The organism is Arthrobacter mangrovi, from assembly GCF_026011795.1.
Classification (GTDB): Bacteria; Actinomycetota; Actinomycetes; order Actinomycetales; family Micrococcaceae; genus Crystallibacter; species Crystallibacter mangrovi.
This window is the reverse complement of sequence record NZ_BRVS01000001.1, coordinates 357,233-383,554: the sequence shown is the minus strand read 5'-3', so window position 1 is coordinate 383,554 and position 26,322 is coordinate 357,233. Positions and strand designations below refer to the sequence as shown.

Genomic DNA, 26,322 nt, shown 5'->3' with positions numbered 1-26,322 from the left:
ATGACCGAACTTCCCACCCAGGCCCTGGGCGTCGTCGCACACGGCGCGGGCGACCTGCGCGTCGAGCCCTTCGAGCGGCCCGAACCGAAGCCCGACGAGGCCGTCGTCGAGATCGTCTACGGCGGGATCTGCGGCTCCGACCTGCACTACTGGCAGCACGGCGCGGCGGGGGAGTCCATCCTCAAGGCGCCGATGCTGCTGGGCCACGAGGTCGTCGGGCGGGTCGCCGCCGCGGCCGCGGACGGCAACGGACCGCAGGCGGGCACCGCCGTCGCAGTCCACCCGGCGACGCCGGGCGAGGGTGACGGCGCGCGCTACCCGCAGGACCGGCCCAACCTGTCCCCGGGCTGCACCTACCTGGGCAGCGCCGCGCGCTTCCCGCACACCGAGGGCGCATTCGCCCGCTACATCAACCTGCCCGCGCGGATGCTGCGCGAGCTGCCAGCCGGGCTGCCGCTGCGCCGCGCCGCGCTGGTGGAGCCGGCCAGCGTCGCCTGGCATGCCGTCTCGCGGGCCGGCGACGTGAAGGGCAAACGCGTGCTGGTCATCGGCGCCGGGCCGATCGGCGCGCTCATCGTCGCAGTGCTGCGCAGCGTCGGCGCCGCGGAGATCGTCGCCGTCGACATGCACGACAAGCCGCTGGAGATCGCCCGCGAGGTCGGTGCCACCCGCACGCTGCACGCCACGGACGCGGAGGCGATCGTCGCCGTCGACGCCGATGTCTGCTTCGAGTCCTCCGGCAATTACCGCGGCCTGGCCTCGGCCGTCCGCGGCGCCACCCGCGGCGGGCGCGTGGTCATGGTCGGGCTGCTGCCCTCGGGTGAACAGCCCGCGCTGGTCTCGCTGGCAATCACCCGCGAGCTGGAGCTGGTCGGCTCCTTCCGGTTCAATGACGAGATCGACGACGTGATCGCGGCCCTGGCAGACGGCAGCCTGCAGGCGGACCCGGTGATCACGCACGAGTACGGCGCCGAGGATGCCCTCGAGGCCTTCGGAATGGCGCGCGACTCGGCGAGCAGCGGCAAGGTGCTGCTGCGCTTCGGCGACGCGGAGTAGCCGGGCGGGCGCGGGACAGCCGGTGCTGGCGGCTGAGCGTTACGCCGTCACCAGCCGCCGCGCGTCGGCGTGTGCCCCTTGCGGGCGTCGTCGGGCATAGCCATCTCGACCCGCAGGCCCAGCAGCCGGATCGGCCGGCCCGCTTCGATGGCAGTTGCCAGGGCCAGGGCGCGGGCGAGGATCTCGTCCCGGTCGAAGGTCTCGGGGATCTTCTTCGCGTGGGTCTTGGTGAAGAACGGGGCGTAGCGGACCTTGAGGGTCAGCCCGACCACGGGCCGGCCCTCGGCGACGACGTCCTCGAGGACGTGGGCCGTCAGTTCCCGCACTGCCTCGTCCACCTGGGCGGGCTCGGTCAGGTCGCGCTGGAAGGTGGTCTCGCGGCTGTGCCCGCGGGCCACCCACGGGGTGTCGTCCACGACGCTGGCTCCGTCCCCGCGTCCGAGCTCCGCGTACCAGGGACCCATCCTCGGGCCGAACTCCGGGACCAGGTCCTGGGGGTCGGCCGCGGCGAGCTCGGCGACGGTGTTGATGCCCAGTTTGGCCAGCCGGCCGGAGACCTTGGCGCCGACGCCCCACAGCTCCTTGGTGGGCCGGTCGCCCATGACGTCGAGCCAGTTCCCGGCAGTGAGCCGGAAGACGCCGGCGGGCTTGCCGAAGCCGGTGGCAACCTTTGCCCGCACCAACGTGTCGCCGATGCCCACGCTGCAATGCAGCTTCGTCCGCTCCAGGACGGCGGCCTGCAGCTGCCGGGCGTAGGCCTCCGGGTCCTCCGTCTCGGCGCCGACAAACGCCTCGTCCCAGCCGAGCACCTGCACCGTGGCGCCGGGCTGCTCGCGCAGGGTGGCCATCACGGTTTCGGAGGCTGCGAGGTAGGCCTCCTGGTCGACGGGCAGGATCACCGCATCCGGCACTTTCCGCGCCGCGATGCGCAGGGGCATTCCGGAACCCACGCCGAACGCACGGGCTTCGTAGGATGCGGTCGACACGACAGCCCGTTCCGTGGGATCGCCCCGGCCGCCGACGATGATCGGCTTCCCTGCGAGTTCCGGCCGCCGCAGCACCTCGACCGCTGCGATGAACTGGTCGAGGTCGACGTGCAGCACCCACGGGATTGAGCTCACGCGATTAGTCTGCCGCAAACTCCTTCGTCAGGCACCGCCCCGGCAGGGTTTGCAGCTTCAGCTGAAGACGCGCGGCTCGTCCCGCCATACGCTCTCGACCTCGGCCACGGTCCGCCGCATGATCTTGTCCATCGCCTCGCGTGCCGCCTCGGGCTGCCCGCTCTGGATGGCGTTGGCGACGTCGACGTGCAGCTGCAGCGCCTCCTCGTGCGGGTGGGCCGGCATCAGGCCGTAGTCCGTCCGGCCGCGCAGCACCTCGGCGATCATCGACTCCATCTGCGCGAACATCTCGTTGCCGGAGGCGGCGAGGACCAGCGCGTGGAAATGGATGTCGAGTTCCAGGAAGCCCTGCAGGTCCCCGGCCCGGCCCAGCTTCCGCATCCTGGCTGCGACCGCGAGCAGTTCCGCCGCGATGTCCTCGGGGGAGTGCTGCGCCGCGAGCTCCGCCGCCGCCGGCTCCACGGCGGACCGCAGCTCGGTCAGCGACCGCAGCTGCGCGCCCTTGCCCGCGTCGGCCAGCCGCCAGCGGATCACCGAGGGGTCGAAGACGTTCCAGCGTTCCCGCGGCAGCACGCGGATGCCCACGCGCTTGACCGTCTCCACCAGCCCCAGCGACTGCAGCACCCGCACCGCCTCGCGGGCCACGGAGCGCGAGACCCCGAGCTCCTCTTCCAGCCGCTCGGAGAACATGGTGTCTCCCGGCGCGAGCTCTCCGGAGACGATGCGCTGGCCGAGCGCCTCGATGACCAGGCTATGCAGCCGCGAACTCATGCCGTCCCCCGGGTAAATGTCACCTGCCCATTCTATGTGGGCGGCACCTCCCGGCGCCGTGCCGCCCGGCTGATGACCGGGCGGCACGGACTGAACGACGGCGGCGGGCCGGGTACCCTGTCCGCGTCACCCTTGCGGGGAGTGCGCCTCGATCCATGCAATGACGGGCTTGACCGTCTCGTCCGAGTTGGATTCGAAGATCAGGCCATGGCCGTTGCCCTCGATGCCGTGTTCCTTCAACGGCAGCAGCTCGGCCTCGGCCCCGGCGGCCTGCAGGAAGGACACGACCGCCGGCTCGAAGGCGGCGAAGGGCGAGGCGCTTCCCACGACCACGGCCACCGGCTTGCCCTCCAGGCCGGGAATGGCGAAGGTGTCGGGATCAGCCTCCCGCGCTTCGTCGGCGCTGGCGAACTGCTGCCGGTACCCGATCGGGGCTGAGGTCAGCCCCCACGAGAGCGTGCCCATGCCGGGCAGCTCCGCGAAGGGCGGGCCGACGGGTTCGATCGCGGCGATCGCCTTGACCAGGTCAGGGCGGGCGTCGGCCGCCAGCCAGCCGGCGGGACCGCCGGCGGAATGCGTGACCAGCACGGCCGGTCCGATCAGGTCGAGCAGCGCGGCGAGGCGGTCCGCGTCCATGGCCTGCGATTCCGCGAGGTCGGCCGGCAGCGGCCCCATGGACGCCGTCAGCTGGTCCAAATGCCAGGCGCCGACCTCCCGGTCGTAGCCCCACTGGGTCTGCGCGCCGGCCGCTTCCTCGGGCAGGAACAGCCCGCCGGCGGCCTCGTACGGGAAGGCGCCGCCCATCGGCCCGACGATGTCCGGGTGGTACGGCGAGCGGCCGTGCGCTGGGCGGTCCACGACGTAGACGGCGAAGCCTGCCTCGACGAACCGCTGGGCCCAGCCCGGCCGTCCGTCCGGCGTGCCGGTCCAGTCGGTGCCCTGGCCGCCGCCGCCGTGCACCAGCACGAGCGGGTAGGGCCGGGTAATGGTTTCCGGCGCCTCCCACATGACGAACATGGGCGCGCGCTGGACGGTGCCTCCCGGCGTCGTGACTCTCTCCCCGGGCACCCAGAACTGTCCGCGGCGCGAAGTGACCACAGGGGTTTCGGAGAGGTGGGGTGCTGCGGACATTCAGGACTCCTTCGTGGTGAGCGCGCGCAGGAGGCGGCGCATGCGGTCGACGGCATCGTCGTTGATGTGGTGTTCGGGATCGTCATAGGTGGTGAGTTCGACGGCGGCGCCCGCCTTGGAGAGTGCGACGGCGGTGGCTTCGATCCGCGGCAGCGGCACCCAGGCGTCTTCGGTAGCCGAGGCGAGGAGGACGGGCACGCCCTCGAGCCCTGATTCCTCCGGCCAGCCGTGTTCCTCCGGGCCGAGATAGCCGCCGGTGTGCAGGATGGCGGCGGCGTAGCGGTCCTGGTGGCGCAGCAGGTACTCCGAGAGCAGGCAGGCGCCCTGCGAGAAGCCCAGCAGCACGGTCCGCTCCGGGCCGAAGCCGCGGGCGCGCAGCCGGTCGAGCTGGGCGCCGACGGCCTCCAGCGCGTAGTCGAGGTGCGGCTGGTTGTCATCGACCGGCTGCATGAAGCCGCCGGGATACCAAGTGCCGCCGGCCGCCGCGGGCATCAGGTAGCCGAGGCCGGGCAGCCCGATCCGGTCCGCCAGGTCCTGCATGAAGGCGGGGGACTGACCCCTGCCGTGGACTGCGAGGACGGCGAGGCCGGCTTCGTCCAGCGCGGTCCCGTGGAACACCGGCTCCTGCTCGAGGTGCGGGTTGGGTGTCATGAGAGGGCCGAATGGTCGCCGAGGTGGTGCCAGGTGCGGTTGTGGTAGACCAGCGGGCGCGACTGCCCGGCGGCGCGGGCCTCGTCGTCGGGCACCTTGGCCTGCAGGACCTGGACGGCGACCACGGTCGAATCGCCGGCCTCCATCTGGTTCACGATCTTCCCGCGCAGCCACGCGTTGGCCGAGGGAAGGACCGGTTCGCCGGTGACCAGCCGGGTCCAGCTGCCGGCGTCCGCGAAGCGGTCGATCCCGCTGGTGGAGAACGTCTTCGCCAGCTCCAGCTGGTCCGCACCCAGCAAGTGCACGACGACGGTTTCCGCCCTCCTGAGGGCAGGCGCCGAGGAGGAGTGCCCGGAGAGCGAGAACACGAGCAGCGGGGGATTGGCTGAGACGGAGAAGACCGAGGTGGCGGTGAGGCCGACGGGGCCGTCGCCGGGGTCGGCGGTGACGATGGAGACGCCGGCCGGGTGGTTGCGGAAGGCCGCCTTGAAGTCCTCCGCGGCGAGCAGCTGGTCGAAGTGCGCGGCCGGGCGGTCGGTGGCCTGGGTGGAAGTGCAGGGCATGGGGAGCTCCTGGAGTCGGAGGAGATGGTCGAAGGCGTGCCGGCCGAAGGGGCCGGCACGCCGCGGCGGAGAGCCTACTGGTCCTGCAGTTCGAGGAAGACCCAGTGGGCGTTGGGCGCCAGCCCGGCCAGGTGGCGGCCGCAGTTCTGCAGGACCACCGGACCGGAGGTGACGTGCTGGGTGCCGGCGTGCATGTCGCGGAAGAAGCGCTGCAGGTCGCCGGAACGCAGCGCGGCGGTGGCGGCCCACTTGTACACGGTCATGACGACGTCGTGCGCGGACCAGGTGGTGTTGTTCAGCGTCAGCCGGGTCAGGGTTTCCTGCTCGGTGGAGAGCAGCTCGCCCCTGTCCAGGGTCGCCTCGTTGTCCGCCCAGGTTTCCATCACCAGGGCCCGCGCGGAGCGGAGCTTGGCCTCGGCCTGTGCGAAGGCCGCGTGGAACTGGTCGGTGTCCACCGTGGCACCGGGAGCACCCGACTTCTTCCGGGCGAGGTCCTTCATCTCGTCCAGCACGCGGCGTGCGACGCCGAGCGCCCAGCCGGTGTGGCAGATGCCGGACATGTTGGCCAGGCCCAGATGGTAGATGGCGCCGCCGTTCAGGGAATCCATAGTGGACACCTCGTAGACGTAGCTCTCCGGCACGAAGACGTCCTCAATCACGTAGTCGATCGAGCCGGTGGCCCTCAGACCCATGACGTCCCAATTGTCGATGAGGGTCGCCTGCTCCTTCGGCAGGGTGAAGACCAGCGCCTGGCCGGTCTCCTCGCAGAAGGCGGCGGTGTGGATGTGCGTGGCCTGGTGCATGCCCGAGGCAAAGGACCAGGACCCGGAAAGCCGGTAGCCGCCGTCGGCCTTTACCGCCTTGCCCAGGCGCGTGCCCTGGCCGGCGATGAGCGCGTAGTCCTCCCCGTTGGGGAACAGCTCGGCGGTCGCTTCTGCCGGCAGCCACGCGGCGGTGGTGCCGGTGATCATCTGCAGGGCCATGAAGACCCACCCTGCGGACGCGTCGGCGTAGGAAATCTTCTCGATGGCCTGGATGACCTGCCGGGGCGAGAATTCGTAGCCGCCCAGGCTGCGGGGGATGCCGACCTTGTAGGCACCGGATTCCTTCAGCGCGGCTTCCACCTCGGGGGTGAGCCGGCCGCCGGCTTCATTTGCGTCTGCGTTCGCCTTCAGCAGCGGCGTGATGGCGTCGAGGCGCTCCATGAGGGCATCGAACTCATCGCTGACATGCAGGCGGGACGTGGCGAGGGTCTGTTCAGTCATGATGTTCTCCTTGGTCCGAAGGTGGCCTAGACGTCGATGTGCTCGAGCTGTTCGAAGATTTCCGCCCGGCGGTGCTCGAACTGCTCCGGCAGCTGGAACGCGCTGCCCAGTTCCTGCGGGGACTCGTCGCAGGTCCAGCCGCCGTCCTCGTGGGTGACGGCCAGTTCGAAGAGGGCGCCGCCCGGGGTGCGGACGTACACGGACTTGAAGTACTTGCGGTCCTTGAGTTCGGAGATGTCGGTGTAGCCGGCGCCCTCGATCTCGAATTTGACGTCGTCCTGGTTCTTGAGGGTGTCCAGGTTCCAGGCGAAGTGGTGGTAGGTACCGGCGCCGTAGTGCCAGGTGCCCTGGTCCTCGCTGATGTTCGCGGTCAGTTCGACGTGGTTGCCGTACTTGGCGTTGCCGACCTGGAACCGGGCGAGGTCGCCGTCTTCGGAGATGTTGCCCTGGGAGAAGAAGGTGTCATTGGCGAAGTCGACCATGCGCTCCGGGGTGGTGACGTGGATGCCGACGCCGTGGATGCCGTGGATGGCGTGTTCGGCCGGGACGCCGTTGCCGGCGAAGCCTTCGCGCTCGTCGCCGACGGTGGGGACAAAGACGTATTCGATGCCCGAGGGGTGGCGGAAGGCCAGGCGCCGCTGGTCGAACCGCTCGATGTTCTCGACCTCGACCTTGTGCTCGGTCAGGCGCTTCTGCCAGAAATCCAGCGAGCCATCGGGAACGGAGAGCAGCACTTCGCGGGCCTGGTTCGTGCCGCGCTTGCCGTGCAGGCCGGCCTGGGCCCACGGGAAGGTGGTGACCACCGACGAGGGATCGCCGTTGGCGTTGGAGTAGTACAGGTGGTAGATCGGCTTGGAGCCGTCGAAGAGCACCGTGCGCTTGATGAAGCGCATGCCCAAGGTCTTGACGTGGAAGTCCACGTCCTCCTGTGCACCGCCGACAGACAAGGTCACGTGGTGCGAACCTTCAACATAAGCCATGGTTTGTCTCCTTTGACAGGGGCTGGACCCGGTTGTTTTCTACGGGGTTGGCACCACCGTAGTTATGATCCAGATCACTGAAATCACCTGAGAGTGACCACCAATGTCGAATCCGTGCAGCGTTCGCGAAAGCCACGGTGTCCCCATAGGGCAGGACGACGGCACACGAGAAGCGGGCAGAGGTGGAAGGATGCCCGGCGCACTGCGCGAACGGACGTCATGGGCAGGGCGAATGGAGGCGGCAGCCGGTCAGGGCACGTCAGGAGAGGGGCGGGATCAGTGGATTCCTGTGAGGGCGTGGTGCCGGAATTCCGCCGGCGTCAGCCCTGTGGCCGCTTTGAAGATCTGGCCGAAGTGCGAGGCGCCTTTGAAGCCCCAGCGGCGGGCGATGGCCGCTGCCGGCACGTTGGCCAGTGCCGGGTCTGCCAGATCAATGCGGCAGCGCTCCACCCGCCGGTCGCGGATCCATGCCGCCGCACTGGACCCGCTGTCCTGGAAGAGGCTGTGGAGGTACCGCACCGAGATGAAGTGCGCGCCGGCGACTTCCTGCGGACCCAGTTCCGGATTGGCCAAATGTTCGTCAATGTACTGGTGGATGCGCTGCAGGAGAGATGCTCGGGTTTCTTTGGGGTGTGCTGATGCGGGCGGGCCGACGTGGCTGGCGAGCATCGTTCCGACCAGGTTCATGACACCGCTGACTGTCGAATACCGGTTGACATTGGAGACTGTATCCAGTGTTTCGTTGAGTGTGCTCAGGAGCGCCCAGACCGAGGGGGCCAGGCCGGAGTCGGCGTCGATGCGGGTCGCGGTCAGCTCGCTCACGGCGTCACCGGCCGGGCCGATGAGTTTCTTCGGGAATTTGATGCACAGCGAGCGGTAGTCATCGCTGCTCTCGAGCGCAGCCGGTTTCGTCGAATCGTAGAACGTGAAGTGCCCCGGCTTGAGGACGGCGGTCCGGCCCTCCTGGGTCAGCCGGAATTCACCCGAAAGCTGGAGCGTCATCAGGTACTCGGGACGCTGGCCCTGTTCGATCTTGGACGCGTCGCGGTAGGCGGCATGGCGGCCACAGACCATGTCGATGAATTCAAGGTCCGCGAAAGGCTTACTCTTCACCACGCCCTTGAATGACTGGGGCTCCTCGAAGTCGAACTCAAAGCTGAGCAGCGACCGCGCCACGGTATCGCCCCAACCGCTGAATGTCACGGGCTGGTCCGTCCGCAGGATAGGGCGCGGAGCTACTACTGAATCGGCAAGAGCCATTGCAAACATCCTCCCCGGAATGCCTGGCGAATCCTGTCCCGGCCGCCGCGCTGCACGACTGACGGGTTGATGCATTCTAGCGTGCCGCTTGTGCCGCGCGTCACATATGAAGCAGTGGTGGTGGTTGGTGCCGCGGGCCGGGTGGCGGCGCGTCGAGCAGTGCACGGATTCGATACTGGCGTGCACGGCTGCTGGATGCCGGTGACATGGATCACTAATACGCTCTGGGACAGGCCAGCAGGCCCCGGAAGGCTGGCGCGATGCAGCTTTCCGGCCAAGCGATCACCGACAAAAAGGACGTGCGGACGACGATGTCTACTGCCCAAATGGAGCATGCCGCAACACCGCAGAGTATCCGGGAAATGTTCGACCTGTCCGGGGAAGCGGCCGTCGTGACGGGGGCCGGCAGCGGACTGGGGAAGGCCATTGCAGAAATCCTCGCCCAAGCGGGAGCCAACGTCGGGCTCATTGATGTTGACCAGGACCGGATCGAATCGGTCGCGGCCGGCATAGCGGCCTGCGGCGGGAAAACGTTCGGCATCGCCGCCGACGTTTCGGCGCCGGAATCGATCGCCTCTGCGGTGGAGGGTATCAGGGGCCGGTTCGGAAGGCTGGACATCGCTTTCGCCAACGCCGGCATCTCCCGCGGGCCTGGTTTCACGGAAGCCGGCGGTACCCTGACCGGGACGCCGCAGGATGACTGGAACGCCGTTATCGACGTAAACCTGAATGGGGTCTTCAACACGCTTAAGGCCGTATCAGGGCGGATCGCCGACGGCGGCAGGATCGTGGTCACAGCATCCACCGCCGGCTTCCGCGCGGATCCAATGGTCGGCTATGCCTACGTCGCCACTAAGGCAGCTGTCCTGAATATCGTCCGGCAGGCAGCGCTCGAACTGGCTCCGCGCGGCGTGCGGATCAATGCCATTGCACCTGGCCCGTTCAGGACGAATATTGCCGGCGAAGGGGCCCTGGACGTTCCGGAGCTCAACGGCCTGTGGGCGCAGACGATCCCGCTCGGCCGGATGGCGGACCCGGAGGAAATGAAAGGGCTTGCACTCCTGCTGGCCTCCAGGGCTTCCAGTTTCATGACTGGCGGGGCCTATGTCATTGACGGCGGCGCCCTGGCCCTATCGCACGCGCGCTGAGCGGCACCGGCGCGCATTTCCTCCGGCCTTCACTCCAGACCTAGGGATGGACCACACGATGACCACCACAATTCAGCATGTCCTCGAAGCCGAGGGCATCACCAAGCATTTCGACGGCGTCTTCGCCCTGAACGGTGTCGACCTCCGGATCCGCCCCGGTGAGATCCATGCGCTGCTCGGCGAAAACGGGGCGGGCAAGAGCACCCTCATCAAGGTCCTCACCGGCGTCTATACACCGGATTCGGGCAGCATCCGGATGGAGGGCGCCCCTGCCGCCTTCAAAGGTGTCAGTGCTGCCCACAAAGCAGGCGTCGTCGCGCTGTACCAGGAACTGTCGATCGTGCCGAACGTCTCGGTCGCGGAGAACATCGTGCTGGGGGACGACCTGCCCACCCGTGCAGGACTTGTCGACTGGAAAGAACTGCGAAGTGCCGCGCGCAAGCAGCTCGAGCGGCTCAACCAGGGACACATTCCCGTCCACCGCATGGCCGGCCGCCTTACTCCGGTGCAGCAGACCATGGTTGCCGTCGCCCGGGCCATCGCCGTCGAGGCGAAGGTCCTGATCCTTGACGAGCCCACGGCTGCATTAACCGACCATGAAATCCGCGACCTGTTCAGGGTGCTGCGGAGCCTGCAGGCCGAAGGCGTAGCGATCCTTTACGTATCGCACCGACTGGAGGAAGTGTTCGAGCTGTGCGACCGGGCGACCATCATGCGCAACGGCGCTGTGATAACGACGACGGACGTCGCGGACACAACCATCGACGAAGTCATCTCCACCATGGTGGGTCGCAGGCAGGACGAGCTGTTTCCGGCCCGGGGAGTACCAGGCGCGGGGAAGGCCGTGGAAGTGTCCGGCCTGACCGGCCGGCGGGTCAAAGATGTCTCGTTCTCAGTCAGGCCAGGCGAAGTACTGGGCATCGGCGGGCTGGCCGGCTCCGGACGCAGCGAATTGCTGCGCATGATTGCCGGCGCACAGCGTTCCTCCTCCGGACGGATCGCCCTCGACGGGCAGGAGTGCAGCCACCGGACGGTGGCAGCCGCGCTGGACCGCGGCATCGCGCTCGTGCCGGAGGAACGGCGCAGCCAGGGGGTCGTCCTGTCCCAGTCGATCGGTGAGAACATCGCCGTCGGAAATTTGAAGGCGATCAGCAAGTGGGGGCTGGTCGCAGGTTCCCGCATCAGGTCCTTGGCCTCGGGCTCCATAGCGGAGCTGCAGATCAAGAGCAGGGGACCCCAGCAAATTGTTGGCCAGCTCTCCGGAGGGAACCAACAGAAAGTCGTCCTGGCCAAGTATCTGGCGCGCAATCCCAAAGTCCTGCTGCTCGATGAACCGACGCGCGGCATCGACGTCGGCACGAAGTCCGAGATCTACGGGCTGATACGCCGCCTGGCGGCACAGGGCACTGCGGTCATCGTGGTCAGTTCGGAACTGCCGGAACTGATCGGGCTGGCCGACCGCATCATCCTGATGCACGAGGGGCGGATATCCGGCGAGGTTCCTGCCGAGGGCGCCGACGAGGAGCAGCTACTGACCTACTGCTATGGAAGGGCAGCATCATGAACACTGCACAAAAAACCCGGGTGGAGAACAAGGCGTCGAAATCGCCGCTTCCCGGGAACGGACCGGCGGCAGCAGCCGGCAAACGCCGCTATGTCCCGGGGCTGGGGCCCATCAAATCGGGCGGTACGATCATTGGCTTTGTCTTGCTCGTCGCCGCCTTCGGCATGATGCGCCCGGACGTGTTCCTCACTTTCGGCAACCTGCGCAACGTCCTGGAGCAGGTGGCGATTCTGGCCATCATCGCTGCCGTGCAGACTGTGGTCATGGTCGTCGGCAACTTCGACCTCTCGGTTGGTGCCACGGCCTCCCTCTCCGGAGCCATCGTCGCGCAATTGCTCATCGCCGGACAAGGAACCGCGGCGGCGGTCGCCGGAGCACTGGTTGTCGGAGCGCTGGTGGGCGCAGTCAACGGCTACCTGACGGCTTATTTGAAGCTGTCGGCCTTCGTTGCCACCCTGGCCACAATGACGTCGGTCTCCGGACTGGCCTTCATCACCACCGACGGAACCACGCTGTTCGGCCTGCCGCAGGGCTTCATGTCGCTCGGCCAGGGGCGCTGGTTCAATCTGCCGATTCCCATTTTCATGGCAGTCGCCGTCGCGCTGGTCGTTTGGTTCGTGCTGCGCAACACCACTATCGGCCGCCGTTGGCATGCCGTGGGCGGCAACGCGGAGGTTGCCAAGCTGAGCGGTGTGAACGTGAACCGCGTCCGGTTCCTGGCTTTCGTGGTAGCGGGAGTCGGCGCCGCTCTTGCCGGCGTTGTCCTCACCAGCAGGCTGGCTAGCGCAACCGCAACGAGCGGCGACTCCTACATGCTGCTGGCCATCGCCGCCGTGTTCCTGGGCATGACCATCTCCAAGGAAGGAACGGCGAATATCGGCGGAACCCTCATCGGCGTCGGCATCCTCGGAGTCCTCAGCAACGGGCTGAACATCATCGGCGTCAGTACTTATGTGCAGCAGTTCCTGACCGGCGTCATCATCATCGCTGCCGTGGCGTTCTCGCGGCTGGGCAACAAGGGAGCTTCCTGACATGAAAAAACTGCTCGCACTGCTTGGCAGCCTAACCATGGCCTTGGGCTTGGTGGGCTGCGGCGGAAATGCTGCATCGTCAGGACAGGGGACGGAGGAGGGCGTCGACGTCGCCGTCATTACCGGTTCCTACGGAACGCCGGCGGCCAAGTACGCCATCGATGCCTTCAAGGAGCTCGGCACCGGCAAGGGCTGGAACGTCACAGTGGCGGACACGGATTTCGACTTCAACCAGGTTAACTCCCTCATGCAGGACGCATCGCTGCGGAAGGTGGACGCGATCGTCCTGGGCTTCCCGACACCCGAGCAGATTACCGTGGGCCTTCAGGCCGCCAACGATGCCGAGGTTCCCGTGTACGTGATCGACGGCGGCACTGCACCGATGGAGGGTGTCGCCCTGAATGTCACCAGTGACTCAGTGCAGTTGGGTGAGATCAGCGCGCAGGCGCTGCTCGACGCCATGGGCGGGCCCGGCAAGGTGCTGGTTATTGGCCACGATCCGCACCCGGGCATCCGGCTGAGGACCCAGGAGGCCATCTCCTATCTTGAGAAGGCCGGCGCCGAAATCGTCGACATCAAGCAGGTCAAGGAACCCGCGTCATCCCAGGGCGAAGCCCTCAACTTCACCACGGACTTCCTGCAGGCCAACGGGGGCGCAGGCGCCCTTGATGGAGTCTGGGCGGGTTGGGACGCCGCTGCCATGGGCGTCACCCAAGCGCTCAATTCCTCGGGCCGTACCGACGTTCCGGTCACGGGCATCGACGCCACGGACCAGGCGGTAGCGGAGATCGGCAAAGCCGGACCCTTCGCAGCCACGGTATTCCAGGACTGGGACGCCATCGTCGGACGCATGGCGGAAGTGATGGAAGCCGATTTCAAGGGCACCGATCCTGAGCAGAACTACGAAGAAATGCCCGGTGTCCTCGTCAACAAGGACAACCTGGACAGCTTTAAATCCTGATCTACACACTCATCGCTGAAAGGCAGTATCACTCATGCGCTACAACAGACTCTTGGCTGCCGCAGCCACCGCTGCGGTCTCGGTCCTGGCCCTCACTGGCTGCGGAGGAGGGTCGGACGCGACGGCGGATCCGGAGGCCGCCGGTGCACCGGTGGTCGCGGTCTTCACCGCTTCCTACGCGACTCCAGCCGTTAAGACCGGCGTGGATATGTTCGAGGAGCAGGCAACCGAAAAGGGCTGGCAGGTCTCCGTCTCGGACAGTGCGAATGACTACAACAAGCTGAACGCTCAGTTGCAGGACGCCATCTCCCGGGACGTTGACGCCATCGTTATGGGGTACACGTCGCAGGAAAAGACGAGCCTGGGCGTCTCGGCCGCCAATGACGCGGGCATCCCGGTCTTCGCCATCGACGCAGGTGTGGAACCGTATAAGCCCTACGCGCTGAACGTGACGAGCGACAACACCCAGCTTGCTACCGCGAGCGCACAGGCGATCATTGACGCCAACCCGGACGGCGGTGACGTCCTGATCGTCGGGTGGGATTCGCACCCCGGCATTCGCCTGCGTACCGATGTTGCCACGGAACTCTTCGAGAAAAATGGCTTCAACGTGGCTGCCAACCATCAGATCCAGTCTCCCGGTGCCGCCCAGGAAGAAGCTCTGTCCTTCGTGCAGGACTACTTGCAGTCGCATCCGGGGGAACAAGCCCCGGTCGGCGTCTGGGCAGGCTTCGACGCTGCAGGGTTCGGAGCAGTCCAAGCCGTTGAATCAGCGGGCGCCGAAGGTGTTGCCGTGGCCAGCATGAACGGCGACGACTTCGCCATTGCCGAAATTGCCAAGGGCGGCCCCTTCATTGCGACGGTCCTGCAGGACTGGCCCGCCATCATTGGCAAAGTAGTCGACGCGATGGACATCTACTTCAAGGACGGGACCCTCCCGGCTACCAACCACGTGGAGATCGAGGGAACCCCGATCACCGAGGCCAATGCCAATGAATTCTGAAATTCGGGCGGCGGTTCTGACCGCGCCCGGTTCGTTGGAGCTCCGGGGCCTGGAGGGTCCCGGAGCTCCCGCTCCCGGGCAGGTCCTCCTCAGACCGGAAGCAGTGGGAATCTGCGGTTCCGACCTGCACTACTTCGACGGCGACGTAGCAGCCCTGACAGGAGGCAGCGACTGGTTTCCACGTGTCATCGGCCATGAATTCTCGGCAATTGTCGAGGCCGTAGGCGCAGGTGCCGATCGGAACCGGATTCCCGTGGGAAGCCGTGTAGCGGTGTGGCCCCTCGAGACCTGCGGGACTTGCCGCGCTTGCCGTCACGGTAGGGAAAACGCCTGCTACGACATGCGGATTATCGGGGTCCACCGGGACGGTGCCCTCAGCCAGCGTCTTCTGGTCCGGGAGCGCTCAGTGTTTCAGATCTCCGGCACGCAGCCGGAAATTGCCGCCTTCGTTGAACCGCTGTCGGTGGCAGTGCACGCACTAGCACGAGTGAACATTGGCGAGGATCGTCCGGCAGATGGCGTGCGCCTAGCGGTGCTGGGTGGCGGACCGATCGGACAGGCGGTTGCCCTGGCCGCGAAAATTTGGGGTGCAGCTACCGCCGTCGTCGATCCCAAAGAGGATCGCAGGGCTCTGGCGCAGCGGCTTGGGGCGCAACTGGCACTTGACGCGGACGAGGAGCCGGCAGCGCAGGAACTGCGGAAGTGGGGCGGCGGTTTTGGACCGGACATAGTCATCGATACCACCGGCATCCCCTCTGTTCTTGCACAGGCAGTTGACCTCGTGGCGCGGGGCGGGGACGTCGTCGTTGTCGGTCTGACGGGAGGAACCGCACCCTTCCCCTCCGGCATCCTTCCGGAAAAGGAAGTCACAATCCGCGGATCCAGTTGCGCTGCCCTCGATGACTTCGCCGCAGCCGTCCGGCTCGTGGAATCCAACAGAGAGACTATTGCAGCCTTGGTTTCGCACATCATCCCGTTCGAACAGGCAAAGGACGCTTTCGCCCTGGCGCACGAAGCGGCAGAGGGAACAATGAAAGTAGTCATTCGCCTTCCCTGATCGGGGAACCAGCATTGCAGTGAAAGGACGTCCGATCTTGATTACATCTATTGCACTGCCCCGCAACCTGCGCGTGGGCGGGGGAGCAGTCGATCAATTGCCTGACGTTGTGGCCGGACTGGGCGCAGCCAGGCCCTTGCTGGTCTCTGATTCCTTCCTCGTGGGCACTGGCCTGGCCGGCAGGCTGCTGACCGCACTCACGGAAGCGGGCCTGGACGCCGCGCTGTTCGACGGGACAGTGCCGGATCCCACCACCGACTCGCTGGTTGCCGGGGTGCAGCAGGTCCGCGCCCACCGGGCGGACTGCCTGGTCGGCCTCGGCGGCGGCAGCCCGATGGACACAGCCAAGGCGCTGGCGCTGCTGGCTGTCCAAGGCGGTGAGATGCGCGACTACAAGGCTCCCCGGGACAACCGCGGTCCCGCCCTGCCGGTGATCGAGATCCCGACCACCGCCGGCAGCGGCTCCGAGGCAACGCAGTTCACCATCATTACCGACAGCGCTTCGGACGAGAAGATGCTCTGCACCGGCCAGGCGTTCCTCCCGGCCGCGGCGATCGTCGATTACGAGCTGACGCTGTCCATGCCCCCGCGGCTGACTGCGGACACCGGCGTCGATGCCCTGACGCACGCCGTGGAAGCCTTCGTCAGCCGGAAGGCCAACGCGTTCTCCGACGGGTTGGCGTTGACTGCGATCAGCACGATCAGCCGCACCATCCGCAGGGTGTACGAGAACGGCGAGGACCGGGAAGCCCGGGAGGCAATGATGTTCGCCGCCACCCAGGCCGGCATTGCATTCTCCAATTCCAGCGTGGCCCTGGTGCACGGCATGAGCCGCCCGATCGGCGCGCACTTCCACCTCGCGCACGGGCTGTCCAACGCCATGCTGTTCCCGGCCGTCACGGCGTTCTCCGTCGGCGGCGCAGAAGCCCGGTACGCGGAATGCGCCCGGGCCTACGGCGTGGCCGGCGAGGCGGACCCGGATGCCCTGGCCGCGGGCCGGCTGGTCGAGGCCCTCCAGGTCCTCTGCAAGGACCTGGACGTGCCGACTCCGCAAAGCCTCGGCATAGGGCAGGACAGGTGGCAGGAGCTCGCCCCGCTGATGGCGCAGCAGGCCCTCGCCTCCGGGTCCCCGGGAAACAACCCGGTCATTCCGACCGCCGAGGAGATCGAGGAGCTGTACGCGCAGATCTACAGCTGAGCGGCCGCATCGGCCCGGGCGCGGACGGCGGCGCGCGTGTCCTCGTTGACCAGGTCCGCGTTGATGGCGGCCCCCGCCAGCACGCCCGCCCCGGCCGCGGAGGCGACCATGGAGCCGAGGTTGCTGACGTTGCCGGCCGCCCAGACGCCCGGGATCTTCGTCTCGCCCATCGGGCCGGCCTCGATGAACTTACCCAGGGGCATTTCCGCCAGGGTGCCGCCGAGCTGCTCGTACAGGTCGGCCTGCGCCATGAAGCAGGGCGCGACGACGACCGCGTCCAGCTGGTGCTCGCTCCCATCTTCCAGGACAACGGCGCGCAGGGCCTCGTCTTCGCTGCGCAGCCGCTCGACCTTTCCGCGCACTACGTTGATGTCCAGCGCGGCCAGCTGCTCCCACGCCGCGTCCTCGGGCTCGGGCATCGTGTTCAGGAAGAGCGTGACGTCCTCGCTGAGCTGGCGGAACAGGAAGGCCTGGTGGATGTTGTGGGCGCTGGTCCCGAGCACGCCGATGCGTTGGCCGCGCACTTCCCAGCCGTGGCAGTAGGGGCAGTGCAGCACGCTCTGCCCCCAGTGCTCACGGACGCCGGGCACGTCGGGCAGTTCGTCGACCAGTCCCGACGCCAGAAGGAGACGCCGCACGCGGACGGAGGCACCGCCGTCATACTCCACCTCGAAACCGCCGTCGACGCGGCGCGCGGCAACGGCCCGACCCTCGCGGAACTCCGCCCCGTACTGCTCGGCCTCGCGCCGCCCGGTGGCGACCAGCTCCAGCGGGGAGATGCCCTCCTGGCCGAGAAGATTGTGCGCCGCATGCGAGGGGGCGTTGCGCGGCTCTCCGGCGTCGATAACGACGACGGAACGCAGCGAGCGTCCGAGCGCGACGGCCGCGCTGAGGCCGGCTGCGCCGCCGCCGATGACGGCGACGTCGTGGGTGAAATCAGTGTCCATGGTGGCTCCTTGGCTGGGATTGGTCCGGGGGGTGGTTCAGGGGCGGCGGGCCGCCCAGGCTGTCCTGCTGACGCGGACCGCCAGGTCGCGCCGTTGGACGAGGGCGTCCGGGTTGCCGGCGTCCAGGAGGTGGTCGAGGGTCCGTCGGTCGGCGGCCGGGAGTTCGCCGTCCAGGGCCCGGCGGACGCGGGCCAGGAAGGCGTGGGCGTAGCGGCCGGCGGCCTCGCCCGGCCGCGCTTCCGGCATGAAGCTGCGCTGCGCCGCGACGCGGAAGCCCGCCCGCTCCAGGGGTTCCCGCCAGTCCGGGTGCGCGTTCCAGCCGGCCCGGGCGAGTGCCTCGTGGCAGCGGAGTTCGAGCCCGGGTTCGCCGAGGCCGACGTCGTGGGGCAGGAAGCGGGGCAGGGTGTCCATCTCGATGGCCACCAGCAAACCATCCCACGCCAGCGCGGAAAAGGCATCCGCCAGGATCCGCTCCGGCTCCGCCACCTCGTGCAGCGACGAGGCTGCCCAGATCAGGCCGGCCTCCCGGATGTCCGGCCACTCTTCGTCCAGGTCCGCAAGCAGCGGGATGACGCGGCCGCCGAGTCCGTGGAGCGCGGCGGCCTCCCCGACGCGCTCGAGCATGTGCGGGGAATTGTCGACGGCGGCCACCTCGGCCGACGGGAAGCGCCGTGCCAGCGCGATGCTGCCGGCCCCCGTGCCCGCGCCGAGGTCGACGATGGTCCGCGGGGCGGCCGCGGCGAGGCCGGCCGCCCAGTCCGCGATCTCGTCGGAGTAGGGGCCGAGGGCCGCCGCCTCGAGTTCGAGCAGCTCGGCCACTCCGGCCTTGCCACCGTGGTCCTCGCGGCCGTGGTCGTGCCCGTGGCCGGGGTGATCGTTTTGATGGCCCCGCCGGTGGCCGGAACCGTGGTGATGCTGCGTCGTCATGCTTCCAGCCTAAGCGGCTCCTGCGGCTCTGGCATACAATCTTGCGTATGACGCAAGAACTCGATTTCGACGCCGTGATCCGCCAGCGCATCCGCGGCCTGCGCCTGGCCCGCGGCTGGTCCCTCGACTCGCTGGCCGCCCGCTGCTTCATCAGCCCGTCCTCGCTCAGCCGGATCGAAACCGGACACCGGCGGATCGCGCTCGACCAGCTGGTGCCGATCGCCCGCGCCCTCGGCACCACGCTCGACGCGCTCGTCGAATCCGCCGAGGACGAGGACGTGGTCATCCGGCCCGAACCCGAGCACGCGAAGGGGCTCACCACCTGGCTGCTCTCGCGCGAGGGCGCGCTGAACGGCGTCACGGTGGCGAAGATGCTCATCACCCCGGAACGCGAGACCTCGCAGCCGCAGGTCCACCCCGGCCGCGAATGGTTCACCGTCCTGTCCGGCACCGTCAGCCTGCAGCTGGGCGAGCGGACCATCCTGGTCGAGCCCGGCCACGCCGCCGAGTTCTCCACCATGGTCCCGCACGCCATCGGCGCGCACGGCGGCCCGGTCGAAATCCTCACCATCTTCGACCACGACGGCGACCGCGCGCACCTGCACGGCCCCGCCGCCGCTTCCGACAAATCCGGTGGTAGCTTGGGCGGGAAGACAGACCGAGACTGAGCCCAAGGGGACCCTGAGCCATGACCGAACTCCACCTGGCCGGAGACGCAGCCGCCGACGAACTGCTGGCCGCCAACCCGTTCGCCCTGCTGACCGGAATGCTGCTGGACCAGCAGATCCCGATGGAGGTCGCCTTCGCGGGCCCGGCCAAGCTCGCCGACCGGCTCGGCGGCCTCGACCCGAAGCAGGTTGCTGAAATGGACCCGGACGGGTTCCTCGAAGCATTCCGCCAGACGCCCGCCGTCCACCGCTTCCCGAAGTCCATGGCCGGACGCGTGCAGGACCTTGCGCGGGTCATCGTGGAGGATTACGACGGCGATGCCTCCCGCATCTGGACCGCGGGGGACCCGGACGGGGCCGAGGTCCTGGCACGGCTGAAGGCACTGCCCGGTTTCGGCGAACAGAAGGCCAGGATTTTCCTCGCCCTGCTCGGCAAGCAGCGCGGCGTGGAAGCGCCCGGCTGGCGGGAAGCCGCGGGCGACTACGGGCGGCCCGACGTCGCCATGTCGATCGCCGACGTCACCGGTCCGGAAACCCTGGTCGCCGTGCGTGAATACAAGCAGGCCCAGAAGGCCAAGAAGAAGCAGGCATGAACCGGCTGAACCGCTGGGGCGCCGCCGCCGCACTCGCCGCCGTGGCCGTCCTGGCACTGGTCCTGCACAAGCCGGAGGAGAGCTGGCTTCCCGCCGTTGCTGCCGCCGTCGTGCTCCTGGCCTTGTCCTGGTTCATCAGCCCGCTCTACCGTGGCCGCCACACGAAGTGGCAGCGGCCGGGAGAGGCCGGAGCACGGCCGGCCGTGGTGATTTTCTGGCGGCCCGGCTGCATGTACTGCCTGCGGCTGAAGGCGGCGCTGGGCGGCGACGGCCGCAAGGCCACGTGGGTCAATATCTGGCGCGATGAGGAGGCGGCCGGGTTCGTGCGCGCGCACAACGGCGGGAACGAGACGGTGCCGACCGTGATCCTCGGGGGAGAGGTGCTGACCAATCCTGCCCCGGCACTGGTGCGGCAGGCGCTCGCGGCGGGCCCGGCCCGCTAGCAGCGGCACTATTGTTTCCCCAACCCCCGGGTGGAATCATGCCGTCATGGCAAAGTCACTGACCGTCGGCTACGCGGCCATGCTTGAGCAGTTCCACCCCACCGAGGCGGTGGCGCTGTCCGAGCATGCGGAGCGGAACGGCTTCTCCGGCGTCATGGCGGCGGACCACTTCCAGCCCTGGGTGCCGGCGCAGGGCGAGTCGGCCTTCGTCTGGAACGTGCTCACCGCCCTGGGGGAGCGGATCACGGGGGACATCGGGCCGGGCGTGACCTGCCCGAGTTTCCGCTGGCACCCGGCGATGGTCGCGCAGGCCTCGGCTACCCTCGCCGCCATGTATCCGGGCCGGCACTGGCTGGGGCTGGGCTCCGGCGAGGCGCTGAACGAGCACATCGTGGCGCAGTACTGGCCGGAGCCGCCGGAGCGGATCAACCGGATGTTCGAGGCGATCGAGATCATCAACAAGCTCTTCGCCGGCTCGCTGGCGGGCAAGGACGTCCGGCACAGCGGCACCTACTACAAGCTGGAGTCGACGAGGCTGTGGACCATGCCCGAGGTGCCGCCGGAGATCCTGGTGGCCACCGCGGGCCCGGTCACCGCCAAGCGCGCGGGCAAGCATGCAGGCGGGCTGATCACCGTGGGGGCGCCGCTGGACAAGGTGGCCATGCTCTTCGACCGGTTCGACGCCGGAGCCAAGGAAGCGGGCAAGGACCCGTCCGGCATGCCGAAGGTGCTCCAGCTGCACCTGAGCTGGGCCTCGACGTACGAGGAAGCGCTGTCCAACGCGATGACCGAGTGGCCCAACGGCGGCATGAAGTTCCCCAAGGCGGACATCCGCTCGCCCTTCGAGCTGGAGCAGATGGCCAAGCTGGTCCGTCCCGAGGACTTCGAAGGCCGGATGGTCATCTCCGAAGACCCGGACGTGCACCGCGCCGCCATCCAGAAGTTCGCCGACCTGGGCTTCGACCGGATCTACCTGCACAACGTGGGCCGCAACCAGCGCGAGTGGATCGAGGTTTTCGGCGCCAACGTGATCCCGGCGCTGACCCGATGAGCCCGCGCGCGCTGTCGGTCTTCGCGGTCGAGGGGATTGGCGAAATCACCGCCGGCGACGACCTGGCCGCGATCATCGAGGCGGCCGCGGGCGGGTACCTGGAGGACGGCGACATCCTGGCCGTGACGTCCAAGATCGTGTCCAAGGCCGAGGGCCGCCTGCTGCCGGCGGCGGACCGGGAGGAGGCGATCACCGCGGAGACGGTCCGGGTCGTGGCGACGCGGGCGCATGAGGACGGTGCGACCCGCATCGTGGAGAACCGGCTGGGCATCGTCTCGGCCGCGGCCGGCGTGGATGCCAGCAATACGCCGGAGGGCACCGTCCTGCTGCTGCCGCTGGACCCGGACGCCACCGCCCGCGCACTCCGCGCGGAACTGCGCCGGCGCTGCGGTGTGAACGTCGGCGTCGTCATTACGGATACCCTCGGCAGGCCGTGGCGGAACGGGCAGACGGACGCCGCGATCGGCGTCGCCGGGCTGGCGCCGCTGGCGGACCTGCGCGGTTCCGTGGACAGCGCCGGCCGGCGGCTGAATGCTACGGTCACGGCCGTCGCGGACGAGATCGCGTCCGCCGCGGACCTGGTCAAGGGCAAGACCAGCGGCTGCCCCGTGGCGGTGGTGCGCGGGCTGGGCGTGCTGGTCACGGCTGTGGACAACGACGGCGGTGCGAACCCCGGGGAAGCGGGTGCGGCTGCGCTCATCCGCTCCGCAGAGCAGGACATGTTCCGCCTCGGCACGGCCGAGGCGATGGAGGCGGGCCGCCAGGAAGGATTCGAGGCGGGCCGGCGGGAAGGCTTCCGGCAGGGCTACGAGGCAGGGCTGGCGGACCGCCCGCGCGCCGCGGAATCAGCCGAGGCGGCCGCCGGCGGCTCTTCCGGCAACGGGCTGAAGGCCACCAGCGGCCTGCCGGTGAGCGGGTGGTCGAGCACGACGGCTTCCACCCCGTAGACCCGGCGGATCAGGGCGGGAACCAGGACGTCGGCGGTGGGGCCGGCCGCCGCGACCCGGCCCCGGTGCAGCACGATGAGCCGGTCGCAGCAGGCGGCCGCGATGTTGATGTCGTGCAGGGCGGCGAGCACGCCCACGCCGCCGGCCGCCAAGGTCCGGACCAGCTCCATGGCGGACAGCTGGGCGTTCACGTCCAGGTGGTTGGTGGGCTCGTCGAGCAGCAGCACCTCGGGTTCCTGGGCGAGGGCCTTGGCCAGTTGGACCCGCTGGCGCTCGCCGCCGGACAGGGTGGAGTACCGGCGGCCGGCGAAGGCTTCCATCCCCACTGCGCCTAGGCTGCGGCGGGCGACGCGCAGGTCCTCGCTGCCGCTGCCGGCCAGCACGGATCGGTAGGGTATCCGGCCCAGCAGCACTACGTCCAGCACGGTCAGCGGCAGGTCGGTGCCGGCACTTTGCTCGACCAAGGCCAGCCGGCGGGCGCGCTCCCTCCGCGGGAGGCGGTGCAGGTCTGCGCTTTCCAGCAGGACGGCGCCGGCCTGCGGTGCGGCGACCCCCGCCAGCAGCCGGATCAGGCTCGTTTTGCCGGCGCCGTTGGGCCCCAGCAGCCCGGTCACGGATCCGGCCGGGACGGTGCAGTCCACCCCGTCGAGGATCAGCGTGCCGCCTGCCCGGTGTTCGAGGCCGGTTCCGCGCAGGCTCATGCCGCGTCCCTCCTGTGCCAGAGCATGGCGATGAAGACGGGGGCCCCGAGCAGGGCGGTGATGATGCCGACGGGGATTTCCCGCGGGTCGAACAGCGTCCTGGCCAGCGTGTCCGCCCAGACCATGAAGACGGCCCCGGCCAGGGCGCTCAGCGGCAGCAGGGCGCGGTGACGTGCGCCGGTCAGCAGCCGGACGGCGTGCGGCAGGACCAGGCCGACGAATCCGATGCAGCCGCTGACCGAGACCATGGCCCCGGTGAGCACCGCCGTTCCGCCCAGCAGGAGCCAGCGGACGGCGCTGACGTTGAGCCCGAGGACCGCCGCCGCCGTGTCGCCGAAGGCGAAGCCGTCGAGGATCCGGCCGGCCAGCAGCACCGGCAGCCCCGCCGCCGCGAAGGCGATGCCGGCGACCGCGACCGAGCTCCAGCTGGCGGCGGATAGCGAGCCCATCATCCAGCTGAGCACCTCGCGGTAGGAGTCGCCTTGCGCGGAGAAGAAGATGATGAAGGACGTCAGCGCGGCGGCCAGCGCTGAGACGGCCAGCCCGGCGAGCACGGTGCGGGTCGGCGTGATGACGCCGAGGGCCGAGGCCAGCCCGAGGGTGAGCACCATCGCCGTCATCGCGCCGGCGAAGGCCGCCACCGGCAGCAGCACGGCGGCACCCAGCAGGAGGACCGCGACGGCGCCGAGCGACGCCCCGGAGCTCAGCCCGAGCAGGTACGGATCGGCCAGCGGATTCCGCGTGAGCGCCTGCATGACCGCGCCGCTGACGGCCAGGCCGGCTCCGACAAGCGCCGCGGTGAGCAGCCGTGGCAGCCGCAGCTCCCAGACGATGGCGTCCTGGATCGGCGTCAGGGCGGCGGCACCGAAGGGCTCAGTCCCGAGCCCCAGATGCCGGAGGACGGAAGAGAGGACCTGCGGCGGCGAGATGCCGGCCGGTCCGAACGAGACGGCCGCCAGCACCGAGGCCGCCAGCGCGGCCAGCAGGACCAGGCTCCACAGCACCCCCGATCCCGGTGCCTTGGCCGCGGAGCCGGACGCCGCCGTCGTTGTTTCCTGCCTGCTGTGCTCTCGCAGGCTCATGGTGCCTCCAGCTTCGCCAGCTGGTCCGCCAGCGACTGGACCGTTTCGACGCTGCGGATCCCGGCCTCGGAGGCGGCGAACGGCACCACCAGGTACCGGCCCTCCTTGACCGCGTCCAGCCGCGAGATCACCGGATGCTGCTCCAGCACGCCGATCTTCTTCTTCACGCTGCTCCAGCTCGAATCCACCAACACGATCACGTCCGGGTTCCGGTCCGCGACGGCTTCCCATGACAGCGGCGACCAGGCCTGGTCCACGTCGGCAGCGATGTTCCGCAGCCCCGCCGCCTCCATCACCAGCTGCGGAGCGCCGGTGCCGCCGCCGACATACGGGGTGTCGGAGCCCGAGCTGTACCAGAGCGCGGACAGCCCCTTGCCGTCGGGCACGACGGCGTCGAGCTGCCTGCGCTGTTCGGCGACGAGCCGGTCCGCCCGGGCGCCGGCGCCGAAGATCCGGCCGGCCTCCTGGATGTCCGCGAAGAGCCCGTCGAAGGTCAGCGGATCCGGCTGGTAGCCCGGCTCCCGGCAGGCCGCGGGGGAGACGTAGGTGTTGATGCCCAGCTTGCCCAGCGACGCGCGCTCGCCGGCACCGTCGGCGGAGAAATTCGATTCCCAGCCGGCGTAGACGAAGTCCGGCTCCAGCGCCAGCACGGGTTCCCGGGCGGGGAGCTGTTCGGAGATCACCGGGAGATCCTGCCGCCACTGTTCCGGCACGGGACCGTCCGCGAAGGCCGTTCCCACGATCCGGTCGCCCAGTCCGAGGGCGAGCAGCAGTTCCGTGCTCGTGGACTTGATCGTGACCACCCGCTCGGGCGGGGCGCTGACCGTCACCTTGGTCCCGCAGTTGTCCACCGTGAATGGAAAGCCCGACGGCGAACCCGCCGCGCCGCCGTCGGGTGCGGTCGTAGTATCGGTCGGGTATCCGGCTGCCGCCGGGTCAGGTCCGGCGCCGGCCGGGGCGGGACCGCCGCACCCGCTGAGCAGCAGGGAGGCAGCGGCCAGGACGGGGAGGCTCCGGAGGAAAACGGCGGGAGTGCGCATGGGACCTCGGTTCGTCAGCCGGCGGCGGTCCGGAAACGGTTGGACAGGATCCGGAAACGGCACCGGGCTTTCTGCAAGGAACCGGCAGCGGCCGGTGACCGGCGGCCTAAATCCAGGCCGCGGGAGCCGGCCATACGCAACCGGCGGGTCTGGCACAGAGTATAGGCGCGCGAACGGGCGCAGTGCGAGGATCCAAGCCGCCTGGCCATGGTTTTCCCAGCCTTGCGGGGCTAATGTTTCAGGCACGAATCGATGCACGCGTTCTTGTGCGCGCAGGACCGGATATCGGAGGCAGTCGATGACCATCGTTAGGGCGGCACTCACGCAGACCACCTGGACCGGGGACGAAGAGTCCATGGTCCGCAAGCACGAGGACTTCGTCCGCAAGGCCGCGGCCGAGGGCGCGCAGGTGATCTGCTTCCAGGAACTCTTCCACGGGCCGTACTTCGGCATCGTCCAGGACCGCAAGTACTACGACTTCGCGCAGCAGGTGCCGGGGCCGCTGACCGAGCGCTTCTCGGCGCTCGCGGCCGAGCACCACATCGTCATCATCCTCCCCGTCTATGAGGAGGAGCAGCCCGGGATCTACTACAACACCGCCGCGGTGATCGACGCGGACGGCAGCTACCTCGGCAAGTACCGCAAGAACCACCTGCCGCATGTGGACAAGTTCTGGGAGAAGTTCTACTTCCGGCCCGGCAACCTCGGCTGGCCGGTCTTCGACACCGCCGTGGGCAAGGTCGGCCTGAACATATGCTACGACCGGCACTTCCCGGAGAGCTGGCGCGTCCTCGGCCTCAACGGCGCGCAGCTGGTGTTCAACCCGAATGCCTCCAAGCCCGGACTCTCCAACCGCCTGTGGGAGCTGGAGCAGCCCACCGCCGCGGCGGCGAACGGCTACTACGTGGTGGTGCCCAACCGGGTCGGCTCCGAGGCCAACGAGTTCGGGGACGAGGCGGTGAACTTCTACGGCACCTCCTACGTGGCGGACCCGCAGGGCAACTACGTCGGCGAGCTGGGCAGCGGCACGCAGGAGGAACTGCTGATCCGCGACCTGGACATGGAGCTGGTCCGGACCGCGCGCAACAACTGGCAGTTCTACCGCGACCGCCGCCCGGATGCGTACGGGCCGATCGTCGCACCATAACCAGCACCGTAACCAG

26 protein-coding genes and 2 pseudogenes are annotated in these 26,322 nt (G+C 68.7%); 15 read left to right on the top strand and 13 right to left on the bottom strand.

Features of this window, described 5'->3' with window-relative positions:
* On the top strand, nucleotides 1–1,056 hold the full coding sequence (locus tag AHIS1636_RS01740; RefSeq protein ID WP_264794076.1) for an L-idonate 5-dehydrogenase: 1,056 nt from the start codon (nucleotides 1–3) through the stop codon (nucleotides 1,054–1,056).
* 47 nt (nucleotides 1,057–1,103) lie between these two features.
* Here AHIS1636_RS01740 and AHIS1636_RS01735 read toward each other — a convergent pair whose 3' ends face one another.
* The 8 genes from AHIS1636_RS01735 to AHIS1636_RS01700 all read right to left on the bottom strand — a co-directional run bounded on the left by AHIS1636_RS01735 (nucleotide 1,104) and on the right by AHIS1636_RS01700 (nucleotide 8,741).
* Nucleotides 1,104–2,177, bottom strand: coding sequence for a DNA polymerase IV (locus tag AHIS1636_RS01735; protein ID WP_444979308.1), 1,074 nt, complete (start codon nucleotides 2,175–2,177; stop codon nucleotides 1,104–1,106).
* A gap of 57 nt (nucleotides 2,178–2,234) precedes the next feature.
* Nucleotides 2,235–2,948 carry a FadR/GntR family transcriptional regulator gene (locus AHIS1636_RS01730; RefSeq protein ID WP_264794075.1) on the bottom strand — a complete coding sequence of 238 codons (714 nt, stop codon included), beginning with the start codon at nucleotides 2,946–2,948 and terminating at the stop codon, nucleotides 2,235–2,237.
* Nucleotides 2,949–3,074: 126 nt separating this feature from the next.
* Nucleotides 3,075–4,079, bottom strand: coding sequence for an alpha/beta fold hydrolase (locus tag AHIS1636_RS01725; protein ID WP_264794074.1), 1,005 nt, complete (start codon nucleotides 4,077–4,079; stop codon nucleotides 3,075–3,077).
* Nucleotides 4,080–4,730 (bottom strand): alpha/beta hydrolase, encoded by a 651-nt coding sequence (locus AHIS1636_RS01720; RefSeq protein ID WP_264794073.1) that lies wholly within the window; start codon nucleotides 4,728–4,730, stop codon nucleotides 4,080–4,082.
* A complete protein-coding gene (locus AHIS1636_RS01715) occupies nucleotides 4,727–5,293 on the bottom strand; it encodes a flavin reductase family protein (RefSeq protein ID WP_264794072.1) in 567 nt (188 codons plus the stop codon). Before AHIS1636_RS01715 ends, AHIS1636_RS01720 begins: the two co-directional genes overlap by 4 nt.
* A 74-nt stretch (nucleotides 5,294–5,367) precedes the next feature.
* Nucleotides 5,368–6,558, bottom strand: a complete 1,191-nt coding sequence (locus AHIS1636_RS01710) for an acyl-CoA dehydrogenase family protein (protein ID WP_264794071.1) — start codon at nucleotides 6,556–6,558, stop codon at nucleotides 5,368–5,370.
* Nucleotides 6,559–6,584: 26 nt separating this feature from the next.
* Nucleotides 6,585–7,538, bottom strand: coding sequence for a VOC family protein (locus AHIS1636_RS01705; RefSeq protein ID WP_264794070.1), 954 nt, complete (start codon nucleotides 7,536–7,538; stop codon nucleotides 6,585–6,587).
* 276 nt (nucleotides 7,539–7,814) lie between these two features.
* Nucleotides 7,815–8,741 carry an AraC-like ligand-binding domain-containing protein gene (locus AHIS1636_RS01700; protein ID WP_264794069.1) on the bottom strand — a complete coding sequence of 309 codons (927 nt, stop codon included), beginning with the start codon at nucleotides 8,739–8,741 and terminating at the stop codon, nucleotides 7,815–7,817.
* Nucleotides 8,742–9,109: 368 nt separating this feature from the next.
* Here AHIS1636_RS01700 and AHIS1636_RS01695 point away from each other — a divergent pair, with 368 nt between their 5' ends.
* The 8 genes and pseudogenes from AHIS1636_RS01695 to AHIS1636_RS01665 all read left to right on the top strand — a co-directional run bounded on the left by AHIS1636_RS01695 (nucleotide 9,110) and on the right by AHIS1636_RS01665 (nucleotide 16,760).
* On the top strand, nucleotides 9,110–9,946 hold the full coding sequence (locus AHIS1636_RS01695; RefSeq protein ID WP_264794068.1) for an SDR family NAD(P)-dependent oxidoreductase: 837 nt from the start codon (nucleotides 9,110–9,112) through the stop codon (nucleotides 9,944–9,946).
* 58 nt (nucleotides 9,947–10,004) lie between these two features.
* Nucleotides 10,005–11,510, top strand: a complete 1,506-nt coding sequence (locus AHIS1636_RS01690) for a sugar ABC transporter ATP-binding protein (RefSeq protein ID WP_264794067.1) — start codon at nucleotides 10,005–10,007, stop codon at nucleotides 11,508–11,510.
* Nucleotides 11,507–12,541, top strand: a complete 1,035-nt coding sequence (locus AHIS1636_RS01685; RefSeq protein WP_264794066.1) for an ABC transporter permease — start codon at nucleotides 11,507–11,509, stop codon at nucleotides 12,539–12,541. The genes AHIS1636_RS01690 and AHIS1636_RS01685 overlap by 4 nt, the downstream gene beginning before the upstream one ends.
* 1 nt (nucleotide 12,542) lies before the next feature.
* A complete protein-coding gene (locus AHIS1636_RS01680; protein ID WP_264794065.1) occupies nucleotides 12,543–13,502 on the top strand; it encodes a sugar ABC transporter substrate-binding protein in 960 nt (319 codons plus the stop codon).
* A gap of 52 nt (nucleotides 13,503–13,554) precedes the next feature.
* Nucleotides 13,555–14,505, top strand: a complete 951-nt coding sequence (locus AHIS1636_RS01675; protein ID WP_264794064.1) for a sugar ABC transporter substrate-binding protein — start codon at nucleotides 13,555–13,557, stop codon at nucleotides 14,503–14,505.
* Nucleotides 14,489–14,911: pseudogene (locus AHIS1636_RS20405) on the top strand (alcohol dehydrogenase catalytic domain-containing protein); the annotation flags it as partial. The gene AHIS1636_RS01675 and the pseudogene AHIS1636_RS20405, both read left to right, overlap by 17 nt.
* Nucleotides 14,912–15,562, top strand: coding sequence for a zinc-dependent alcohol dehydrogenase (locus AHIS1636_RS01670; protein ID WP_264794063.1), 651 nt, complete (start codon nucleotides 14,912–14,914; stop codon nucleotides 15,560–15,562). It begins immediately after the preceding pseudogene.
* A 37-nt stretch (nucleotides 15,563–15,599) separates the two neighbouring features.
* On the top strand, nucleotides 15,600–16,760 hold the full coding sequence (locus AHIS1636_RS01665) for an iron-containing alcohol dehydrogenase (protein WP_264794062.1): 1,161 nt from the start codon (nucleotides 15,600–15,602) through the stop codon (nucleotides 16,758–16,760).
* On the opposite strand, the gene AHIS1636_RS01660 is transcribed toward AHIS1636_RS01665, so the two are convergent.
* Both AHIS1636_RS01660 and AHIS1636_RS01655 read right to left on the bottom strand, forming a co-directional pair.
* Nucleotides 16,751–17,707, bottom strand: coding sequence for an NAD(P)/FAD-dependent oxidoreductase (locus AHIS1636_RS01660; RefSeq protein WP_264794061.1), 957 nt, complete (start codon nucleotides 17,705–17,707; stop codon nucleotides 16,751–16,753). The genes AHIS1636_RS01665 and AHIS1636_RS01660 overlap by 10 nt on opposite strands.
* A gap of 36 nt (nucleotides 17,708–17,743) precedes the next feature.
* Complete coding sequence (locus AHIS1636_RS01655) at nucleotides 17,744–18,634, bottom strand: class I SAM-dependent methyltransferase (RefSeq protein WP_264794060.1); 891 nt, start codon at nucleotides 18,632–18,634, stop codon at nucleotides 17,744–17,746.
* 47 nt (nucleotides 18,635–18,681) lie between these two features.
* Here AHIS1636_RS01655 and AHIS1636_RS01650 point away from each other — a divergent pair, with 47 nt between their 5' ends.
* The 5 genes from AHIS1636_RS01650 to AHIS1636_RS01630 are packed head-to-tail and all read left to right on the top strand — an operon-like array spanning nucleotide 18,682 to nucleotide 22,336.
* Nucleotides 18,682–19,302 (top strand): helix-turn-helix domain-containing protein, encoded by a 621-nt coding sequence (locus AHIS1636_RS01650; protein ID WP_264794059.1) that lies wholly within the window; start codon nucleotides 18,682–18,684, stop codon nucleotides 19,300–19,302.
* A gap of 20 nt (nucleotides 19,303–19,322) precedes the next feature.
* Nucleotides 19,323–19,895, top strand: coding sequence for an HhH-GPD-type base excision DNA repair protein (locus AHIS1636_RS01645; protein WP_264794058.1), 573 nt, complete (start codon nucleotides 19,323–19,325; stop codon nucleotides 19,893–19,895).
* Nucleotides 19,892–20,338, top strand: coding sequence for a glutaredoxin domain-containing protein (locus AHIS1636_RS01640; protein WP_264794057.1), 447 nt, complete (start codon nucleotides 19,892–19,894; stop codon nucleotides 20,336–20,338). The genes AHIS1636_RS01645 and AHIS1636_RS01640 overlap by 4 nt, the downstream gene beginning before the upstream one ends.
* Nucleotides 20,339–20,384: 46 nt before the next feature.
* Nucleotides 20,385–21,389 carry a TIGR03557 family F420-dependent LLM class oxidoreductase gene (locus AHIS1636_RS01635; RefSeq protein WP_264794056.1) on the top strand — a complete coding sequence of 335 codons (1,005 nt, stop codon included), beginning with the start codon at nucleotides 20,385–20,387 and terminating at the stop codon, nucleotides 21,387–21,389.
* On the top strand, nucleotides 21,386–22,336 hold the full coding sequence (locus tag AHIS1636_RS01630; RefSeq protein WP_264794055.1) for a coenzyme F420-0:L-glutamate ligase: 951 nt from the start codon (nucleotides 21,386–21,388) through the stop codon (nucleotides 22,334–22,336). The genes AHIS1636_RS01635 and AHIS1636_RS01630 overlap by 4 nt, the downstream gene beginning before the upstream one ends.
* Nucleotides 22,337–22,596: 260 nt before the next feature.
* Here the strand turns inward: AHIS1636_RS01630 and AHIS1636_RS20380 are convergent.
* The 3 genes and pseudogenes from AHIS1636_RS20380 to AHIS1636_RS01615 form a co-directional block, all read right to left on the bottom strand.
* Nucleotides 22,597–23,037, bottom strand: a pseudogene (locus AHIS1636_RS20380) (ATP-binding cassette domain-containing protein); the annotation flags it as partial.
* A complete protein-coding gene (locus tag AHIS1636_RS01620; RefSeq protein WP_264794054.1) occupies nucleotides 23,034–24,119 on the bottom strand; it encodes a putative F420-0 ABC transporter permease subunit in 1,086 nt (361 codons plus the stop codon). The gene AHIS1636_RS01620 and the pseudogene AHIS1636_RS20380, both read right to left, overlap by 4 nt.
* The gene (locus AHIS1636_RS01615; protein ID WP_264794053.1) at nucleotides 24,116–25,159 is read right to left on the bottom strand and encodes a putative F420-0 ABC transporter substrate-binding protein; all 1,044 of its coding nucleotides are present in this window, start codon (nucleotides 25,157–25,159) and stop codon (nucleotides 24,116–24,118) included. Before AHIS1636_RS01615 ends, AHIS1636_RS01620 begins: the two co-directional genes overlap by 4 nt.
* Nucleotides 25,160–25,457: 298 nt before the next feature.
* On the opposite strand from AHIS1636_RS01615, the gene AHIS1636_RS01610 reads away from it, so the two are divergent.
* The gene (locus AHIS1636_RS01610) at nucleotides 25,458–26,306 is read left to right on the top strand and encodes a nitrilase-related carbon-nitrogen hydrolase (RefSeq protein WP_264794052.1); all 849 of its coding nucleotides are present in this window, start codon (nucleotides 25,458–25,460) and stop codon (nucleotides 26,304–26,306) included.
* Nucleotides 26,307–26,322: the final 16 nt, after the last annotated feature.

Excerpts from the sequence above, each read along its gene's own strand:
- AHIS1636_RS01740 (WP_264794076.1), top strand. The coding sequence starts at position 1 with ATGACCGAACTTCCCACCCAGGCCCTGGGCGTCGTCGCACACGGCGCG.
- AHIS1636_RS01730 (WP_264794075.1), bottom strand. The coding sequence starts at position 2,948 with ATGAGTTCGCGGCTGCATAGCCTGGTCATCGAGGCGCTCGGCCAGCGC.
- AHIS1636_RS01725 (WP_264794074.1), bottom strand. The coding sequence starts at position 4,079 with ATGTCCGCAGCACCCCACCTCTCCGAAACCCCTGTGGTCACTTCGCGC.
- AHIS1636_RS01720 (WP_264794073.1), bottom strand. The coding sequence starts at position 4,730 with ATGACACCCAACCCGCACCTCGAGCAGGAGCCGGTGTTCCACGGGACC.
- AHIS1636_RS01715 (WP_264794072.1), bottom strand. The coding sequence starts at position 5,293 with ATGCCCTGCACTTCCACCCAGGCCACCGACCGCCCGGCCGCGCACTTC.
- AHIS1636_RS01710 (WP_264794071.1), bottom strand. The coding sequence starts at position 6,558 with ATGACTGAACAGACCCTCGCCACGTCCCGCCTGCATGTCAGCGATGAG.
- AHIS1636_RS01705 (WP_264794070.1), bottom strand. The coding sequence starts at position 7,538 with ATGGCTTATGTTGAAGGTTCGCACCACGTGACCTTGTCTGTCGGCGGT.
- AHIS1636_RS01695 (WP_264794068.1), top strand. The coding sequence starts at position 9,110 with ATGTCTACTGCCCAAATGGAGCATGCCGCAACACCGCAGAGTATCCGG.
- AHIS1636_RS01690 (WP_264794067.1), top strand. The coding sequence starts at position 10,005 with ATGACCACCACAATTCAGCATGTCCTCGAAGCCGAGGGCATCACCAAG.
- AHIS1636_RS01685 (WP_264794066.1), top strand. The coding sequence starts at position 11,507 with ATGAACACTGCACAAAAAACCCGGGTGGAGAACAAGGCGTCGAAATCG.
- AHIS1636_RS01680 (WP_264794065.1), top strand. The coding sequence starts at position 12,543 with ATGAAAAAACTGCTCGCACTGCTTGGCAGCCTAACCATGGCCTTGGGC.
- AHIS1636_RS01660 (WP_264794061.1), bottom strand. The coding sequence starts at position 17,707 with ATGGACACTGATTTCACCCACGACGTCGCCGTCATCGGCGGCGGCGCA.
- AHIS1636_RS01655 (WP_264794060.1), bottom strand. The coding sequence starts at position 18,634 with ATGACGACGCAGCATCACCACGGTTCCGGCCACCGGCGGGGCCATCAA.
- AHIS1636_RS01650 (WP_264794059.1), top strand. The coding sequence starts at position 18,682 with ATGACGCAAGAACTCGATTTCGACGCCGTGATCCGCCAGCGCATCCGC.
- AHIS1636_RS01645 (WP_264794058.1), top strand. The coding sequence starts at position 19,323 with ATGACCGAACTCCACCTGGCCGGAGACGCAGCCGCCGACGAACTGCTG.
- AHIS1636_RS01640 (WP_264794057.1), top strand. The coding sequence starts at position 19,892 with ATGAACCGGCTGAACCGCTGGGGCGCCGCCGCCGCACTCGCCGCCGTG.
- AHIS1636_RS01635 (WP_264794056.1), top strand. The coding sequence starts at position 20,385 with ATGGCAAAGTCACTGACCGTCGGCTACGCGGCCATGCTTGAGCAGTTC.
- AHIS1636_RS01630 (WP_264794055.1), top strand. The coding sequence starts at position 21,386 with ATGAGCCCGCGCGCGCTGTCGGTCTTCGCGGTCGAGGGGATTGGCGAA.
- AHIS1636_RS01620 (WP_264794054.1), bottom strand. The coding sequence starts at position 24,119 with ATGAGCCTGCGAGAGCACAGCAGGCAGGAAACAACGACGGCGGCGTCC.
- AHIS1636_RS01615 (WP_264794053.1), bottom strand. The coding sequence starts at position 25,159 with ATGCGCACTCCCGCCGTTTTCCTCCGGAGCCTCCCCGTCCTGGCCGCT.
- AHIS1636_RS01610 (WP_264794052.1), top strand. The coding sequence starts at position 25,458 with ATGACCATCGTTAGGGCGGCACTCACGCAGACCACCTGGACCGGGGAC.